Consider the following 17,639-nt stretch of genomic DNA (forward strand, 5'->3'; position numbering starts at 1 on the left):
CTTTTCCATTTACCGGTGAAGTGAAAGGCGGAACTCGCTCCTTAAGCCGCCGCATATTTCTTAACTGGACTTTGTTCTTCCACTTACTTGTTTTGTAATTGGAAGGTCATATTCCAATTGTTCGACTTTAAGTTTCCAAGAACGCCCGGATGTGACGCCATCATCGCACCATGTGAGGACTCACCTTGGAAAATACGCAATTGCCTGATGATCCAAAGGTGCCACCGGCACCTTCGGATCCATTGCCAGCGCCGGCGGCACCGGCGAACCCGTTCCAGAATGCCGGGCAGAACCGGCAGGTCAGGAAATTCACCAACGCGGTCCTGGAACTGAAGTCGCGTGCCAGCCTGGAGCTTCTTGGATTCCAAGCCGGCGCCATTGCGGCCATTGGCATCGTCCTGGCTCTTTGCTACCTGATCCCCCTGGCCTCGATGGCCAAGGAGATCGGTGGCGGCAGCTCCGCTGAATTCAACGTGGCGTCCCAGCTCAATTCCTTCAAGGCCTTCATCATGGTCTTCGGTGCCGTCCTGGGCGGCGGGCTGAAGATCACCGGATCCGGGGGCGGATTCGGCATGTTCGGCGAGCTCAGCCTCGCATTCGCCCTCGTTTCGGTCACCTCCATCGTGGCAATCTGCGCCGCGAACTACCTGATCGTGCGCAAGCTGCGTCGTGGCGCACGCAACGGCGGTTGGAAGAGCGCTGCATTGGCCTCCGGACTGCACGCGCTGGTCCTGGCATTGGTCTTCCTGGTCATTGCGCTCTTCGGGAAGCTCAGCATCCAGGGTGGCGAATTCTTCTCCGCCGCGGTGTCCCCGCGATATGCAGGTGTCTTCTTCACGATTGCCTTGGCCGTTTTCTTCTCGCAGTTCCTTGCCACCGCACCCCAGCGCGCCAACGCCGGATCCCCATTGCTTACCGGCGTCCGCGAGGCCGTGGCCCTGGCCGTTTCGACCTTGGCGGCTTTCGCCTTGGTCGGCATCATTGCCGCATTCACCCAGCGTCCAGATGACATGCCCTGGAGCTTGGGCCTGATCCTGCTCCCGCTGCTGGGAACCATCGGTTCATATGTGGCAGCGTTGGGCTTCCTCGGGGCGCTGGCTCCGAATGTCTCCGGCATGGCCAGCTTCCTGGGCGAATACACCGCCGATGCCATGCCCGAATCCGTCCTGCGCATCTGGGATATCGCCGACGGCAAGGGTGCTTGGCTCCTGGTCCTGAGCGCCCTCCTGGTACTCCTGGCGGCTATCCGTATTGGCGTGCACCGTGGTCGACTGGCCGCTGGTTTCAACATGCAGCGCGCTTGGCAGCTGCCGGTAGCGGCTTTGGTCCTGTGGATGATTCTTGCCGGGCTGACCAACATCTCCCTGGGTGGCGCCATCACCGCCAACGAGATGGGCAACATGAGCGGCAGCATGTCCTACGGCATCACCTGGTACTCGGTGATCTTCCTGGCACTCGGGGCCGCAGTTGTCTCGCTGCTGGCAGAAATCCTGCCCTTGCAGGTCTACCGCTTCGCCCCATCCCTGCTGGCAGTGATTGCCGGCAAGGACGCCGCAGCGCGATGGGTTTCCGGCCAGGCACCTGCCGTTGCTCCGGCTTCGCCGGTTGCAGCCGCACCCAGCCAGGCTGCTCCAGTTGCCGCCGCAGCCCAATCCACCCCTGCCGTGTCCGCCGACGGCCAGCCGATGGCTGGTGAACCGGCTCCGGCGCTGGCCCCGGCCTCGGAAGAGTCCAAGAAGAAGGCCAAGGCCGTTGGCTTCTCGGTTCTTGCGCTGGCAGTCATTGCCGGTCTGGGCTTCGGTGCCATCGCCTACCTGAACGGGCAGCGCAAGCCCGAAGCTGAAGTTGAGAAATACCTCGCGCTGCTTGCCGAGGGCCAGGCCGGCAAGGCGACCGAGATGGTCGACCCGGGGATCGACAACGCCTCGCGCGTCCTGCTCAGCGGCGATGTCCTGGGCAACGCCAAGCAGCGCTTGGAACTCGTTGATGTCATCGAGGAATCCAAGGGCAAGGACTCGGCCCGTGTGCGAGCGATCTACTCCATCAACGGCGAGCGCCACGAACGCTCCTTCAATGTCGACGCGGGCGACAAGGACTTCGGCCTGCTCGATACCTGGGTGCTCAATGAAGCATTGATTGTTCCGGTGGAGATCACCTCCGATAAGAGCTCGGAAGTCACTGTCGGCAAGGCCAAGGTCAAGCTGCTTGAAAGCGAGGACTACTACGGCGAGGGACGTTCCTTCACCGGCAGCTTCTACGCCTACCCGGGCATCTATGATGTCTCAGCGCCTGGCAATGAATACCTGACGAGCGAAGCGCAGGAATTGCGCGTCAACCATCCTGATTCGCAGCCGGCACAGGCGGCGCTGGTTACGACCACCACCGAGAAGCTCGACGAGCTGGTTCTGGATGAGGTCAAGAAGTTCGCTACTGCCTGCGTGACCGTTCCAACCAACCTCGATGACGGTTGCCCGAGCACCTTGCAGTCCAAGGACATCGCATCGTTCTCTGTGAAGTCGCATGCTGAAAGCGTGGCCATCGAGGAATCGGGCAGTTTCTCAAGCTCCGAGATCGTCTTCAAGTACAAGCTCAATGACATGGAGTTCATTGATTACGACGAAGAAGAGCTCACCCGCAGCTTCACGGGCAGCGTGGATTGGTACGGCGAGAAGCCCCAGGTCACCGTCGAAGGCGCATCCTGGTGGTAAGCCGCTGCTTCAGCTGCTGCTAGCCCGCCGCTGACTAGAACGCAAAGCCGCGTGCCGGCCATGATCTATGGCCGGCACGCGGCTTTGCCCTTTGCTTCCTAATGCCACAGCGGTTCGCGCGAGACGTGGTTGACCAGTAGCTGCGCATCCAGCTCGACATAGGTTCCATTGGCCATGCGCGGATTGCTTTCGCCGGTGAGCGCGGCGATTACCGAGCAGATCAAGGCACTGTGGCTCACGACCATCACGTTCTGCCCGGGATGCTGATGGCAGATCTTGAACAATGCGTTCACTGCACGCCCCACCAGATGATCTTCGGTTTCTCCGGTGCCAACCAGCAGCTGACGCTGTTCGTCGGCGCCATCGGCCACCAAGGTGCCTTCGAGATCGCCGAAGTCCTGCTCCATCAGTTCCTGGTTTTCGTGCAGGGCACGGATGCCCAGGCTATTGGCGAGGATCTGCGCTGTTTGGCGGGCACGGAACAACGGGGAGGAATACACTGCGTCCCAAGTACCTTCGGGTGCCAGCTCGGTGGCCAGCTGCTGGGCTTGGCGGATGCCGGTATCGTTCAGTGGCAGGTCGCTGCGTCCATGCAGGCGTCCTGCCTTGTTCCATTCGGTCTGTCCGTGGCGGATCAGGATCAGTTTCTTTGCGCTCATCGTCTTCTTCTTTCTGGCATGCACCGAAGCAACAGGTGCCCGGTGCGAAGTAGTGTTCTTGGAGTCAGTTGCCGGTCTGCGAACTCTTGACCGGCGCTGGCAGCGGGGTGCTGGCGTGCAGCGCGGCGTACTGGCCGCTGGTTGCAGCGAACGCGTCGACCGATTTGGCCCCGACCTTGATGACGTTGAATCCCGCTGCAGGCTCGTCAACGATCTGCGTCGGGGCAAATGGATTCATGTTGTAGGACACTGCAGGAGCCATGAACACCGGGGTGCTCAACAGCTGGCTGGTGGACGCCTGATGGTAGTGGCCGCAAAGGATTGCACGGATATCGCTTCCGGCGGCGATGGCCGCCAGCTCCATCGGGTTCTCCAGCCCGCGGCCGGCGCGGGCTTCATTGGCGGCTTCCACCGGAGGATGGTGCAGCAGAAGCAGGGATCCGCGCGGCGCCGGAACCGCCAGCAGCGAGGCAAGCCAATCGAGCTGCCGCTGTTCCAAGCGTCCCCGGGCCAATTGGAATCCCCCGCTGTCCAAACCGATAATCCGAAGCCCCAGGACCTCGTGCACCGTGTCGGCTGGATGCGGACCGGTGGACAGGCGCCTGGTGTTGAAGGATTCTCCAATCGCGCCCAACGGATCATGGTTGCCCGGAACGGTGATGACCGGGCAATCCAGTTCGCGCTGGGCCTGGTTGAAGATCCCTGCGGCCCGCTCATGGATGTCCGAACCGCGGTCTGCGATATCGCCGGTCACCACAATGGCATCCGGATCCAGGCACGCGGCTGCTTCCAGCGCCTGTTCTGTTCGTTGCCACGAATCAATGGATCCGTGAAGCAGCTGCCCTTCGGGACGCAGGTGGGTGTCGCTCAATTGGATCATCGTCAGAGGTTCCATTTTTCCTCCTTCACGGCTGCTGCATTTCATCCCATTGAACGCCGGGGTTCTGGCCAGCAGGTGAACAGGGTGTCGACGCCATATGAAGTCCTGAAGAATCGGGGTTTTGCCGATAATCGGACAAATGGGTCATGGAAGGCAGGTAAAACTGGCTGACACATGCTTTCTGGCGCATATGAACGGCGAGTAGCATCCAAAACGACTAATCTTAGAAGAGAAGATTTGAATCCACCGAGGAGCTATATCCATGACCGGCAGCAAAGTCGTCGCCTTTGGCCACTTCCAGCCAGAGCGCATCGTCCCTAACACCGAGCTGGAAAAGTTGGTGGAAACCAGTGATGAATGGATCACCCGACGTGTCGGCATCGAAGAACGCCGCTGGGGAACCGGTGTTGAAACCGTAGACTCCATGGCCCTCAAGGCCGCGGAGATGGCGCTGGGCAACGCAGCTGGCATCAAGGCAGCCGATATCGACATGATCATCGTCGCCACCTGCACCGCTACGGACCGTTCGCCGAACATGGCCGCACGCGTAGCTAACGCCCTGGGCATGGACCAAGGGCCGGCAGCGGTGGACGTGAACGTGGCTTGCGCAGGCTTTGCCCACGCAGTTGGCCTGGCCCAGGGCGCCATTGCCGCTGGCTCGGCGACGAATGCCTTGGTTATCGGCTCGGAGATGCTCACCGACTACACCGACTTCACCGATCGCACCACCTGCGTGCTGACCGCGGACGGCGCTGGCGCTTTCGTGATCACCGCATCGGAAGACAACGGCATCTCGCCGGTGGTCTGGGGTTCGGTTCCATCCCTGTCCGATGCAGTGCGCATCGAAGAGGAAAACAACATGAAGTTCGCGCAGAACGGCCAGAGCGTTTACCGCTGGACCGTCACGCAGCTGCCGAAGATCGCTTCGAAAATCATCGACCGTGCCGGCATGAAGCCTGAGGAGCTGGATGCCATTGTCCTGCACCAGGCCAACCTGCGCATCATCGAGCCATTGGCAGAGAAGATCGGCGCACCGAACGCGCGCGTGGCCACCGATGTGGTGTACTCGGGCAACACTTCGGCCGCTTCGGTTCCGCTGGCCCTTTCCAAGTTGATGGCTTCGGATGAGCCATTGCCTTCGGGTTCCAAGGCGTTGCTCTTCGCCTTCGGTGGCGGCCTGGCTTACGCCGGCCAGATCATCACGATCCCTTAAGTATTTTCGCCATGAGTGGGCGCTACGGCATTTTGCCGTGGCGCCCACTAGTGCTTTAACGGCGCCTTCCGCATCAGCCTAAAAAGCTGCTCCGAACCCCTTGCAACAACGCGTTAGTGACTGCTAACGTATTTTTCATGCTTGATCTACTGGAAGTCGCTTCCGAGCCAACGCGCAGGCGCTTGATTCAGTTGCTGGGTTCCGGGGAACGCACGGTGACGGAACTGGCCGTGAACTTCGCCGTCAGCCGCTCCGCCATCTCGCAACACCTGCTGCTGTTGATTGACGTAGGACTGCTGCAAGCCCGCAAGGATGGCCGCAGCCGCTACTACTCGCTGGACCCTGCAGGCATCACGAAGCTCAAGGCCCTCCTTGACTCGTTCTGGAATACCGAACTCGACCTGCTCGTTGCCGAGGCCGCCGAATTGGCGTCGTTCAATGGGCCACCGCACCAGCCACCAGGAGAAAAGCCATGAGCTTTGAACGAACAGTCATCCTCCCCATTGACGCCGACACCGCCTTTGCACTGGTCACCAACCCGGAACGCCTTCGCCGCTGGCAAACCGTTGCCAACCGCGTTGACCTGCAGACCGGCGGCAGCTACCGCTTCACCATGGGTCCGGGCCACCAGGCCTCGGGCACTTTCACCGAAATCGAGCCCGGCAAGCGCCTGGTCTTCACCATGGGATGGGAAGGTTCGGATGCCGTTCCGCCCGGCGATTCGACGGTTTTCATCACCCTGGAACCGCTGGATCAGGGCACGGCCCTGACCTTGCGCCATGAGGGGCTGGACGCCGAGCAGTCCTCGGGCCACGCCGAGGGATGGAACCACTTCCTGGATCGGCTGAAGGAGTTTGCCGAAACCGGCGAAGCAGCCATCGACGAGTGGAACGCCGTGCCCGAGCCGCAGAATCCGATCGTTTCCGCCGAGGGCTCCGTGGCAGCCCTGCAGTTCATCCTGAACAACATCTGCGCAGCGGACCTGGCCAAAGCCACTCCCTGCTCCGAGTTCTCCGTGAGCGAGCTGCTGGATCACCTTGCGGGTTCGGTCTCGATGATCGGCGGTGCCCTGGGCGCTGCGGTATCCGATGACCCGGCCCTGGCGCCGGAAGCTCGCATCGCCAACCTGGTGCAGCCGACCCTGGAGGCTTTTGCCGCTCGCGGCGTTGCCGGCGAGATTGATCTCGGATTCGCTGTCATGCCGGCTTCAGTGGTTGCCGGGATCCTGAATCTGGAACTGATGGTTCACGGGTGGGACTTCGCCCAGGCGACCGGCCAGGAGTTCGCGATCCATCCTGGCCACGCGGAATACGTACTGGGCTTGGCACGCAAGACTGTGGGACCGGCTCAGCGCACCTCCGGTTCCTTCGCGGAAGAAACCATGGTCGCCGAATCCGCCAGCAGCCTGGATCGCCTGATTGCGTTCACCGGCCGCGTTCCCGCAGGAGCCTGAGGACCTCCCATGGTTGACGTCTCCACGAGCATCGCTATCGACCGGCCACGTTCGGTGGTGGCCGGCTACGCGATGAACCCGCTGAACGCTCCAGCGTGGTACCGGAATATCCACTCGGTGCGCCGGCTGGATCCCCATGGCTTCGGCCTCGGATCACACACCGCCTTCGAAGCCAGGTTCCTTGGACGGAAGCTTTCCTACACCTACGAAGTCACCAGGTTCGCGCAGAACGAGGAACTGGTCATGGCCACCGCGCAGGGCCCGTTTCCCATGCGCACCACCTATCGCTTCGAAGCGATAGGGCCAACGGCGACTCGGGTCCACCTGCGCAATGACGGCGAGCCAACTGGCTTCGGCAAACTGGCCGGCCCGCTGATGGAAATGATGATGCGGCGAGCCAATATGGCTGATCTCCGGGCGCTGAAAAGCATCCTGGAGAAAGACTGAGGACCAGCGGCGAACACCGCGGATACCTTGCCTGTGGCATCGTGTCCGCGGTGTTCGCGCGTCACTGACCTGAGCATTCCCGATTGCTCCAGTTCTCGACTTGACGTTAAGTGGATCACACCCCAGACTGGTACACGTGAACCTGTCTGACAGCTGGACACCCGGACAGCAACCGATCGAACGACGATCCGCTGCCGAAGGCGTCTTCCATGCACTCCGCCTAGCCATTGAAGCCCAGGAAATCGCCATCGGCGCGAAACTGGGATCCGAAGCTGCCCTCGCGGCCGACTACGGCGTGAGCCGCTCGGTCATCCGCGAAGCGCTGCGCTCCTGCGCGGCCCTGGGCCTGACCCGCACCGAAACCGGGCGCGGCACCTTCGTGGTCTCCCACCGGCCCACCCGCGAGCTGAAACTGGGCACGTTCTCCTCCGACGACCTGCACGAAGCCCGTCCGCATATCGAGATCCCGGCTGCCACCCTCGCCGCCACCCGGCGCACCGCCGAGGACCTGGAGCGGATCAGCGGGCTGATCGAGGCGATGGAGCAGGAAGACGACCCGGCAGCCTGGGTCGAGCTGGACGCCGCCTTCCATGCCGCGATCGCCCAGGCCAGCGGCAACTCGGTGTTCTCCAAGGTCGTCGCGGACATCCGCGAGGCCATGGCCCGCCAGTCCGAGACCGTGAACCTGGTTGCCGGCCGCCGGTCGCCGTCGAACTCGGAGCACCAGGAAATCTACCAGGCCATCGCCGCCCAAGACCCGCAAGCGGCCAACAATGCGATGGCCAAGCACCTCAATGCGGTGCAGCAAGCAGTATCCACCATAGTCAGGAGCAAGAAGTGACCCCCGCCGATCCCCAGACCCTGCGCGCTTCGCTGGTCGTTGAGGCACTGCCGCAGCACGAACCGCTGGTCATCGCCACCCGCGGCGAGGCCGTGGAGTCCATCCACTACGGCTCGGCCGTGCTGCTGGATCCCGCCGGCTCCATCGCCGCCAGCCGCGGCGATGCCCAGGCCGCGTTCTACCCGCGCTCGGCGCTCAAGCCGCTGTTCGCCGTGGGCATGCTGCGCGCCGGACTGCAGCTCGACGACCAGCAGCTGGCCTTGGCCTCGGCCAGCCACTCCGGGAGCCCGCGCCACCTGCAGGTCGCCGAATCCACGCTGGCCGCCGCCGGCCTGGACCACACAGCGCTGCGCAATTCCACCGACCTGCCCTACGGCGTTGCCGAGCGCCAGGACTACCTGGCCGCTGGCGGCAAGGCCACCGCGCTCGCGCAGAACTGCTCGGGCAAGCACGCCGCACTGGCGGCCCTGTGCGAGCTCAAGGGCTGGGACACCGCCAACTACCTGCACGACGAGCGCCTCCTGCAGCTGCTGCAGGACACCGTGGAGGATCTTTCGGGCGAACAGATCTCCGGGGTGAGCACCGACGGCTGCGGCACCCCGGTCTACCGGATGACCCTGGCCGGATTGGCCCGCGCCTTCGGCAAGCTGGCCAGCGCCGCGCAAGGCACCGCCGAGGCACGCGTGGCCGCGGCTATGGCCGGCTACCCGGAACTGGTAGCCGGCGTTGGCCGCGATGTCACCGCCCTGATGCGCGCGGTGCCCGGCTCCGTGGCCAAGGACGGTTTCGAGGGCATCCAGGCCGTGGGCCTGCCCGATGGCAGCGCGCTGGCCGTGAAGATCGCCGACGGCTCGGACCGCGCCCGGATGCCGATCACCGCCAAGCTGCTCGCCGAGCACCTGGGCTCCGAGGCCGCATTGGCCCTTGAACCGCTGGCTACCAGCCCGGCCTTTGGCGGCGGTGCGCCCGTGGGCCTGCTGGCCGCACTGTAATTTTTTCCGTTCCAACCATTTCAACGAATCCTGGAGAAGAATCCACCATGCCTGAAACCTTGCTCAGCGGCCAGACCCGCAGCGAGCATGACCTGATCGGCGACCGCGATATCCCGGCGGATGCCTACTGGGGCGTGCACACGCTGCGCGCCAAGGAGAACTTCGACATCACCGGCACCGAGTTGTCCGGCAACCCGCACCTGATCCGCGCATTGGCGCGCGTGAAGCAGGCCGCGGCGCGTGCCAACCACGAGCTGGGGCTGCTGGACACCCAGCGCGCGAACGCCATCGACCAGGCCTGCGAGGCCATCGCCGGCGGGGCGCTGCATGAGCAGTTCATCATCGACCCGATCCAGGGCGGGGCCGGCACCAGCACGAACATGAACGCCAACGAGGTCATCGCCAACCTGGCGCTGCAAATCATGGGCCATGCCAAGGGCGAGTACTCCTTCTTGCACCCCAACGACCATGTGAACCTCTCGCAGTCCACCAACGACGCCTACCCGACCGCGGTGAACATCGCCACGCACTTCGCCACCCAGCCGCTGCTGGCAGCCATCGAGGTGCTGCAGGATTCGTGCATCGCCAAGGCCGCCGAGTTCCGCACCGTGGTGAAGATGGGCCGCACCCAGCTGCAGGACGCCGTGCCGATGACCGTGGGCCAGGAGTTCCGCGGCTGGGCCGTGACCCTGGGCGAGGACCGGGCGCGGCTGGAGGAATCGCTGTGCCTGGTCACCGAGATCAACCTCGGCGCCACCGCCATCGGCACCGGGCTGAACGCCCCGGCAGGCTATGCCGAGGCCGCCTGCCGCCACCTGCGCGAGCTGACCGGCCTGCCGCTGACCACCAGCCCGGACCTGATCGAAGCCACTTCGGATGTGGGCGCGTTCGTGCACCTCTCGGGCGTGCTCAAGCGCGTGGCGCTGAAGATCTCCAAGATCTGCAACGACCTGCGCCTGCTCTCCTCCGGTCCGCGCGCTGGCCTGAACGACCTGCAGCTGCCGGCCGTGCAGTCCGGCTCCTCGATCATGCCCGGCAAGGTCAACCCGGTGATCCCGGAAGTGGTCAGCCAGATCGCCTACCAGGTGGTGGGCCACGACTTGACCGTGACCATGGCCGCCGAGGGCGGGCAGCTGCAGCTGAACGCCTTCGAGCCGGTGATTGTGCACTCGATCGGGCTCTCCCTGAAGCACCTGGCCAACGGCTGCCTGACCCTGGCGCACAAGTGCATCGACGGGATCACCGTGGACGAGCAGGCGCTGCGCCGCGAGGTGGAGAACTCCATCGGCCTGGTCACCGCGCTGAACCCGCGGCTGGGCTACGCGGCATCCACCTCGGTGGCCCTCGAAGCGCTGCACACCGGGCGCGGCGTGGCCGAGCTGGTGCTCGAACGCGGCCTGCTCTCGGCCGAAGACCTCAATGAGTTGCTCTCCCCCGAGCGCCTCGCCAACCTCACCGACTAGATCCGAGGAATCATATGGATAATTCCACTCCGCACGCCACCGCGGCGCACGTCCCCGATGCCGCGCTGACGGCCGGCGACAACGATTACCACAAGGGCCTGTCCTCCCGGCAGATGCAGATGATCGCCATTGGCGGCGCCATCGGCACCGGGCTGTTCATGGGTGCCGGCGGCCGGTTGGCCGAAGCCGGACCGGGCATTGTCATCAGCTACGCAGTCTGCGGCTTCTTCGCCTTCCTGATCCTGCGGGCGCTGGGCGAACTGGTCATGCACCGCCCGTCCACCGGTTCCTTCGTGTCCTACGCCCGCGAGTTCTACGGCGAGAAGGCGGCCTTCGCCACCGGCTGGCTGTACTGGCTGAACTGGGTAATGACCGCCATTGTCGATATCACCGCGGTGGCCCTGTACATGGGCTTCTTCGGCAAGTACGTGGGGTGGATCAGCTCGGTGCCCCAGTGGCTCTGGGCGCTGCTGGCGCTGGCCGTGGTGCTGGCCATGAACCTGATCTCGGTCAAGGCCTTCGGCGAGATGGAATTCTGGTTCGCACTGGTCAAGGTCGTGGCTCTGGTGGCCTTCCTGATCATTGGCTGCTACTTCGTCATCTTCGGCACGCCGCTGGCAGGACATGAGGTCGGCTTCTCGCTGCTCAGCTCCAATGGCGGGCTGCTGCCCAATGGCCTGCTGCCGGTGCTGGTGCTGATGCAGGGCGTGGTCTTCTCCTATGCTTCCATCGAGCTGATCGGCACCGCCGCGGGCGAAACGGAGAATCCGGAAAAGGTCATGCCCAAGGCGATCAACACCGTGATCATCCGCATCGCCGTATTCTACGTCGGCTCGCTGGTGCTGCTCTCGCTGTTGCTGCCCTACACCGCGTACAGCGCCGGGGAATCGCCGTTCGTGACCTTCTTCGGATCCATCGGCGTGCAGGGCATGGACGTGGTGATGAACCTGGTGGTGCTCACCGCGGCGCTGTCCTCGCTGAACGCCGGGCTCTACTCCACCGGGCGCATCATGCGCTCCATGTCATTGAACGGCTCGGCGCCGAAATTCGCCGGGCGGATGAACAAGGCCGGGGTTCCCTACGGCGGCATCGTGATCACCGCTGTGGTGGCCGTGTTCGGCGTGGTGCTCAACGCCGTGGTCCCGGCCAAGGCCTTCGAGATCGTGCTGAACTTCGCGGCCATCGGCATCATTGCCTCCTGGGGGATGATCGTGCTGTGCCAGATGGCGCTGGTGAAGTCCGCCAAGCGCGGCGAGCAGCAGCGCCCCGGCTTCCGGATGCCGCTGGCTCCGGTCTCCGGCTGGGTCACCCTGGGCTTCCTGGCCCTGGTGCTGGTGATGATGGCCTTCGATAATCCCATCGGCACCTGGACCATTGCCTCGCTGGTGGTCATCATCCCGTTGATCATCGGCGGCTGGTACTTGTGCCGCGGACGGATCAACGAGATCGCCAAGGCGCGGCTGCACAACGAGCAGCCAACCGGCCAGCGGTAGCAGGATCCCGGAACCGGTCCGGGAGCAGCCTCGTGCTGCTCCCGGGCCGGTTCTTTTTGCGTGCCGGCCGGGCCCTAGCTGGTGATCTTGGCCTTGAGCAGCGCCTGCGCAAGATGCATGCCGCGCACATCCGTGCCCTCGGCGATCTGCGTGCGGCAGGAGAAACCGTCGGCGAGCACCACGTCGTCCTGCGCTCGGTTGCGGATAGCCGGGAAGAGCTCGCGCTCACCCAGCGACCGGGAGAGCTGCGCATGCCCGGGCTCGAATCCCCAGTTGCCAGCCAAGCCGCAGCAACCGGTTTCGATCTCGCGCTCGTCGATGCCGATGCTGCGCAGCACAGCCGAGGAATTCCCGTGGTCGCCCTGCGAACGCTCATGGCAATGGACCTGCGAGACTGCACCGACGTTCAGCTGCCCGAATGGCCAGCTGGCATTGGGCTGGCCGTCCTGCGGAACATGCTTGGCGATCAAATCCGCAAACGGCACGACGGCGGCCGACAGCGCGGCCGCGCGCGGATCCTCGGGAACCAGCTCGGTGATCTCGTGGCCGAGCATCACCGTGCACGAAGGTTCCAGCCCGATCACCGGGTAGCCCGCATTGACCAGCGGTTCCATGACATCCAGCGTGTGCTTGATGACCTTGCGCGCGGTATCCAGCTGGCCGGTTGAATGCCACGTCAGGCCGCAGCAGACGAATCCCTCGGGAATGATCACCCGGTAGCCCAGGGTTTCGAGCACTTCAACTGCTGCCTGGCCCGGTCCGGTATCGAGGTGGTTGTTGAAGGAGTCCGGCCACAGCACCACGGTGCCCTGCTTAGCTTCGGCCGCCGTTCCGTTCCGCTTGGCTGCCCAGCGCTGCAGGGACATGGCTGAGAACGTGATCATCTTGCGCGTCGGTTCAATGCCTCCAAGCTTCTTGACAAGCCGCTGCACGGCTTCGACGCGCATCACCGCGTTGGCCAGGGAAGCCAAGCCAGGCACCTGGTGCATCCAGTGGGTGAGCTTTGGCAGCCATCCCATGGTGTAGTGCGCCATCGGGCGGATGCGGCCCTCGTAGAACTTGTGCAGGAACTCCGACTTGTACGTTGCCATGTCCACATTAACCGGGCATTCGGAGGCGCAGGCCTTGCAGGAGAGGCAGAGGTCCAGGGCATCCTTCACCTCTTCGGATTTGTACGCTTCGGGCAGGGTGCTGCCGCGGAACATCTCGGAGAGCACTCGGGCACGGCCGCGCGTGGAGTTCACCTCATCGTGGGTGCCTTGGAAGGAGGGGCACATGGCTCCCTCGTCCGAACGGCACAATCCCACGCCCACGCAGCGGTTCACTGCGTTGACCAGAGAGCCCTTGTCGCGCGAGAGCGCATGCACCGGAGTCAGCTCGAAGCTGCGCTGCCCGGGTCCGGGCCGCAGCGAATCGTCAATGCGCTCGGGATTGACCAGCACTCCCGGGTTGAACAGGCCCTCGGGGTCGAAGACCGCCTTGAAGCTGCCGAAAGCCTGCATCATCTTCTGGCTGTACATGCGGTTGAGCAGTTCCGAGCGTGCCCGGCCATCTCCGTGCTCGCCGGAGAGCGAGCCGCCGTGCTTGGCCACGGTGTCGGCGGCCCGCTCCATGAACTGGCGGAAGATCGCGACGCCTTCGTCGGTGCCCAAGTCGAAGGAGATGCGCACGTGGACGCAGCCCTCTCCGAAGTGGCCGAATGGGATGCCGCGCAGTCCATGGGTTTCCATCAGCGCGTACAGATCCCGCAGGTAGCCGGCAAGGTTTTCCGGCGGGACCGCTGAATCCTCCCAGGATGGCCAGGCTTCGCCGCCATCTGGCAGGCGGGTGACGATGCCGGCGGATGCTTCGCGGATCTTCCATAGCGTACGGGCCTCGGCATGGTCCGTGACGACAACCGCATCGATAGCGGCTCCTGACTGTGCGGCGTAGGCTGACTGCACCAGCTCATCGGCGATGCTTCGCGCTTGTTCAATGGTTTGGCCAGCCGTTTCGCAGAAGAGCCAGCCGCCAGCCTTGGCTACGCCACCGCGGTTGGCTGTGCCCATTCCCGGCAGGTTGGATCCGGCCTTTTCCTGCCCGGGGCGGCTTCGCAGCGCGTCGAGCAGATCGCCGCCCATGCCTTCCGCGGTGGCCAGGCCGGGCCGGCGCAGGGACGAGGCCGCAGCCGCGGCATCGAAAACCGTTTCAAAGGCCAGGACGGCCAGTGCGGTGTGCTTCGGCTTCTCGACAAGACGCACTACCAGCTCGGTGATCACCCCGCAGGTGCCTTCGGAGCCGGCCAGCGCCTTGGCGACATTGAACCCGTTTTCCGGCAGCAGGTAGTGCATGCCGTAGCCCGATACCTGGCGCGCGAAGCGGCCGAGTTCGGTGCGCAGTTCTTTGAGGTTCGCATCGCGAAGGGCCTTGAGCTTTCCGTCAAGCTCCTCGCTGCTGGTTCCGTCGCTGTTGATCGCGACCACAGTACCGTCGCCCAGCATGACCTTCATGGAAACGACGTTGTCCGCGGCGGTGCCCCAAGCCAGCGAGTGCGAGCCGCAAGCGTTGTTGGCCACCATGCCGCCTACGGTGCAGCGGCTATGGGTCGACGGGTCGGGCCCGTAGGTCAGCCCGTATTCAGCAGCCGCATCGCGCAGCTGGTCGCAGATGACTCCCGGCTGGATGCGTGCGGTTCTCGCCTCGGGATCAATTTCGAGGATCTTGTTGAAATAGCGCGAGGTATCCAGCACGAGCCCCTCGCCGATGGCGTTGCCCGCGACCGAGGTCCCTCCGCCGCGCGAGGTGATCGATAGCCCCTCGGCCTTGGCATACTCAATGCTCAGGGCAATGTCGTTCTCGTCGCGGACTTCGAGCACGGCCTGCGGCACCCGGCGGAAAATCGAGGCGTCCGAGATATATGCAGCCCGGGTGGTCAGATCGGTCCGTAGCCGTTCCCGCATCTCGATGGCCTCGGGGGTCAAGGTCTGGATACTCGACTGAGCTGACATGGTGGCGCGCCTCTCGTTGATTAGTTCAACCAGAGTAACATGTTACATGCTGTCTAGTTTCCCGATTACGTGAAATCTTTCCGGAAGGTTTCAATGAGAGAATCAGTTCATGACCTCCGATCCCCAAGTCCCCGCCCAGCATGGACGCACATTGACCGAACAGGTGATGGATTACGTCCGTTCAGCAGTCATCTCTGGGGAACTCAAGACCGACACCCTCTACAGCGTGTACCAGCTGGCTGACCGCCTGAAGATTTCCCGTTCGCCGGTGCGCGACGGCCTGTTGCGCCTCGAGGAAGCAGGATTGGTGGAATTCGCGCGCAATCGCGGTTTCCGCATCATCCCGACCCAGCCCAAGGATGTCGCAGAAATTTTCTCGCTTCGGCTGGCCTTGGAGGTTCCCGCCGCATTCCGGGCTGCACAGGCCTGCACCCCGCAGATCGCAGCGCAGCTCGATGAGATCGTTGCCGGCTTGGCTCGTTGCGCCGCAGGCGATCTGACCGAAGAGTTCTTTGATTTGGACCAGCAGCTGCACGACTTCATCCTCGAGGTCGCGCAATCCAACCGCGGGCGCAATATCGTGAACCGCCTTCGTGTCGCCACGCGGCTGCTCGGCGTTTCCACAGCGGGCAAGCAGCGTACGCTGGGCGACATCATGGCCGAGCATGAGCCGATTATCACCGCGATCTCCAGTGGCAACGCCCCAGCGGCGGCGCTTGCCATGCGCCAGCACCTGGTCGCTACCGGAAAGCTATTGCTCGCACAAGCAGTTCAGGGCCAAGGCTTGGACCTTGACCCTGAAAACTTGTGGACAGAACTGACAGCTGGCTACTAGTCCTGCTCTTCTTCCTTGTATTCCCTTGAGTACTGCAGCACGAAGGCGCACAGAGCACACGCTGTCGCGAAGCTGAAGGTCCACGGGTACAAGACCTGCTTGGCCCCGGTGACCATGTCGCCATTCAGCGACAGCACTCCGGCCAGCTGCGTGCCGACGATCGCAGTGCCGCCGATCATGAACAGCGCCAAGAAGAACAGAAACAGAATTTTCATGATTCGCATGTTTTTCTCCTACGAAATCGGAATCGGCAGCCAGCCCATGCCGACAAGCCAGGCAATGCCGATCATCGGCAGCACGAAGTAGCCCAGCAATGGCATGAACATCTTGGTCGGATTGGTTTCGGCGAAGCCGGCGGCCAGGTAGATCGGCGCGCCAACCGGAGGAGAGGAACCTTCGGTCGAGGTGCACAGCAGCACTGTCACCACGGCGATCACTGGATCGATGCCCACGCTGGTCAGCGCCATCACGGCCGGAGCGCCCACGGCCGCTGCAGTTGCAGTCGAGGACAGCGGGGTGGCTACAACGACAGCCATGACACAGACGATTGCGACAATCGCTGCCTTTGGCATATCCAGTGAACCGAGGAAATCGGAAAGTTGCGGGCCGACGCCGAGTGCCTCCATGATGTTCGAAGCGCTCAGCGCCGCGAACAGTGAAACGCCAACGGTGGCGAACTGCGGCAGCTCACGATTCAAGATCACCTTGAACTTCGAATCCGGTGCGAAGAACCGCTTTCGCCCCTCGATCAAAGCGATCGCAGAGATGAGAATCGGAACCCAAACAATTATCGAGATCGATCCCATCGAGTCCTTGCCCACCAGCTCCGGGCGGGATAGGAATTCAAACAGCGGGCCGAAGGTCAGCGCAACAGGTATCGCGATACCGAGGAAGATCAGCAACGAGCGCCATCCTTCGAGCAGCGCTTGCCCCAACGTCGCCATGCCATCCCGATTCGCTGCGGGAATGCCGTCGACACGAGCCCAAGTGAACACCAGGATCATGCGGTAGAGCACGCAATAAGCACCGCCGATGGCCAGGGCAACATATACGTCGCCAGCAGAAATGCCAGCAGCAGCCGGCATCGCCAAGAGGATGAACATCGTGCTATTTGGGGGCAGGGCGACACCCAGCCCGGAATTGCCTGCTACCAGCGTTGCCGCGCGATTGGCCGACCAGCCGTTTTCCTTCATCCACGGAATGGTCACCGATCCAACCGTAGCCGTATTGCCTGCCGTCGACCCTGCAACCAGCCCGATTGCGGCCGAGCCCAAGGTCGACACGTAGGCCGATCCGCCACGCACCCGCCCGAACATCGAGTTCAGGATGTGGATCAGTCGCTCGATCAGGCCCGTCGCCGAGACGATCACTCCCATGAACACAAAGGCCATGCCTGCGAAGGTCACATCGGATTGGAAGCCGTCAATCACGGCTGCACTCAACAACTTCAGCGCATCCGCACCGCCAACCAGAGAACAAGCTATCAGCGCTAGTACAAGCGCCTCTGAAATACGCCGTTTCAGTACGACGTTAACTATGACTGTCACGGCGATGAATACGCCCAGTGCCAGCACGCCCATGTGTGCACCTTTCACGTTATGACTTTGTGTGCTTACACACAGTAGCATGTTACAGGCCACGCAATGTGACATGGACATCTTTTTGCCC

The 17,639-nt window shown here is 63.2% G+C and carries 15 protein-coding genes; 10 read left to right on the top strand and 5 right to left on the bottom strand.

From position 1 onward, the window contains the following. Positions 1 to 185 precede the first annotated feature (185 nt). Positions 186 to 2,708 carry a hypothetical protein gene (locus tag EDF61_RS10725; protein ID WP_133834076.1) on the top strand — a complete coding sequence of 841 codons (2,523 nt, stop codon included), beginning with the start codon at positions 186 to 188 and terminating at the stop codon, positions 2,706 to 2,708. A gap of 98 nt (positions 2,709 to 2,806) precedes the next feature. On the opposite strand, the gene EDF61_RS10730 is transcribed toward EDF61_RS10725, so the two are convergent. After that, a complete protein-coding gene (locus EDF61_RS10730; protein ID WP_133834077.1) occupies positions 2,807 to 3,367 on the bottom strand; it encodes a histidine phosphatase family protein in 561 nt (186 codons plus the stop codon). Positions 3,368 to 3,431: 64 nt separating this feature from the next. After that, positions 3,432 to 4,262: a metallophosphoesterase family protein gene (locus EDF61_RS10735; RefSeq protein ID WP_133834078.1), complete on the bottom strand. Its 831-nt coding sequence runs from the start codon at positions 4,260 to 4,262 to the stop codon at positions 3,432 to 3,434. 247 nt (positions 4,263 to 4,509) lie between these two features. On the opposite strand from EDF61_RS10735, the gene EDF61_RS10740 reads away from it, so the two are divergent. From EDF61_RS10740 to EDF61_RS10775, 8 genes are all read left to right on the top strand, one after another. After that, positions 4,510 to 5,460, top strand: coding sequence for a beta-ketoacyl-ACP synthase III (locus EDF61_RS10740; protein ID WP_133834079.1), 951 nt, complete (start codon positions 4,510 to 4,512; stop codon positions 5,458 to 5,460). A 137-nt stretch (positions 5,461 to 5,597) separates the two neighbouring features. Continuing rightward, entirely contained in the window at positions 5,598 to 5,936 is a 339-nt protein-coding gene (locus EDF61_RS10745) for an ArsR/SmtB family transcription factor (RefSeq protein ID WP_133834080.1), read from the top strand. Beyond that, positions 5,933 to 6,913: a TIGR03086 family metal-binding protein gene (locus tag EDF61_RS10750; protein WP_133834081.1), complete on the top strand. Its 981-nt coding sequence runs from the start codon at positions 5,933 to 5,935 to the stop codon at positions 6,911 to 6,913. Before EDF61_RS10745 ends, EDF61_RS10750 begins: the two co-directional genes overlap by 4 nt. A gap of 9 nt (positions 6,914 to 6,922) precedes the next feature. After that, entirely contained in the window at positions 6,923 to 7,360 is a 438-nt protein-coding gene (locus EDF61_RS10755; protein WP_133834082.1) for an SRPBCC family protein, read from the top strand. Between the two features lie 136 nt (positions 7,361 to 7,496). Next, positions 7,497 to 8,201 (top strand): FadR/GntR family transcriptional regulator, encoded by a 705-nt coding sequence (locus tag EDF61_RS10760; RefSeq protein ID WP_105656225.1) that lies wholly within the window; start codon positions 7,497 to 7,499, stop codon positions 8,199 to 8,201. Next, positions 8,198 to 9,193 carry an asparaginase gene (locus EDF61_RS10765; protein ID WP_286172202.1) on the top strand — a complete coding sequence of 332 codons (996 nt, stop codon included), beginning with the start codon at positions 8,198 to 8,200 and terminating at the stop codon, positions 9,191 to 9,193. Before EDF61_RS10760 ends, EDF61_RS10765 begins: the two co-directional genes overlap by 4 nt. A 47-nt stretch (positions 9,194 to 9,240) precedes the next feature. Continuing rightward, positions 9,241 to 10,656, top strand: a complete 1,416-nt coding sequence (locus EDF61_RS10770; protein ID WP_133834083.1) for an aspartate ammonia-lyase — start codon at positions 9,241 to 9,243, stop codon at positions 10,654 to 10,656. Positions 10,657 to 10,670: 14 nt separating this feature from the next. Next, complete coding sequence (locus EDF61_RS10775; protein WP_133834084.1) at positions 10,671 to 12,149, top strand: amino acid permease; 1,479 nt, start codon at positions 10,671 to 10,673, stop codon at positions 12,147 to 12,149. A gap of 74 nt (positions 12,150 to 12,223) precedes the next feature. On the opposite strand, the gene EDF61_RS10780 is transcribed toward EDF61_RS10775, so the two are convergent. Next, positions 12,224 to 15,136, bottom strand: a complete 2,913-nt coding sequence (locus tag EDF61_RS10780; protein ID WP_286172204.1) for an FAD-binding and (Fe-S)-binding domain-containing protein — start codon at positions 15,134 to 15,136, stop codon at positions 12,224 to 12,226. Positions 15,137 to 15,245: 109 nt separating this feature from the next. Between EDF61_RS10780 and EDF61_RS10785 the strand changes: the two genes are divergently transcribed. Next, positions 15,246 to 15,971 (top strand): GntR family transcriptional regulator, encoded by a 726-nt coding sequence (locus EDF61_RS10785; RefSeq protein ID WP_133834085.1) that lies wholly within the window; start codon positions 15,246 to 15,248, stop codon positions 15,969 to 15,971. Here EDF61_RS10785 and EDF61_RS10790 read toward each other — a convergent pair. After that, positions 15,968 to 16,186 carry a hypothetical protein gene (locus EDF61_RS10790; RefSeq protein ID WP_208294261.1) on the bottom strand — a complete coding sequence of 73 codons (219 nt, stop codon included), beginning with the start codon at positions 16,184 to 16,186 and terminating at the stop codon, positions 15,968 to 15,970. The two genes, EDF61_RS10785 and EDF61_RS10790, sit on opposite strands and share 4 nt — an antisense overlap. An 18-nt stretch (positions 16,187 to 16,204) precedes the next feature. Beyond that, positions 16,205 to 17,566, bottom strand: a complete 1,362-nt coding sequence (locus EDF61_RS10795; protein ID WP_286172205.1) for a TRAP transporter large permease subunit — start codon at positions 17,564 to 17,566, stop codon at positions 16,205 to 16,207. Positions 17,567 to 17,639 lie beyond the last annotated feature (73 nt).

Source organism: Arthrobacter sp. JUb115 (assembly GCF_004365035.1).
Taxonomy (GTDB): domain Bacteria; phylum Actinomycetota; class Actinomycetes; order Actinomycetales; family Micrococcaceae; genus Glutamicibacter.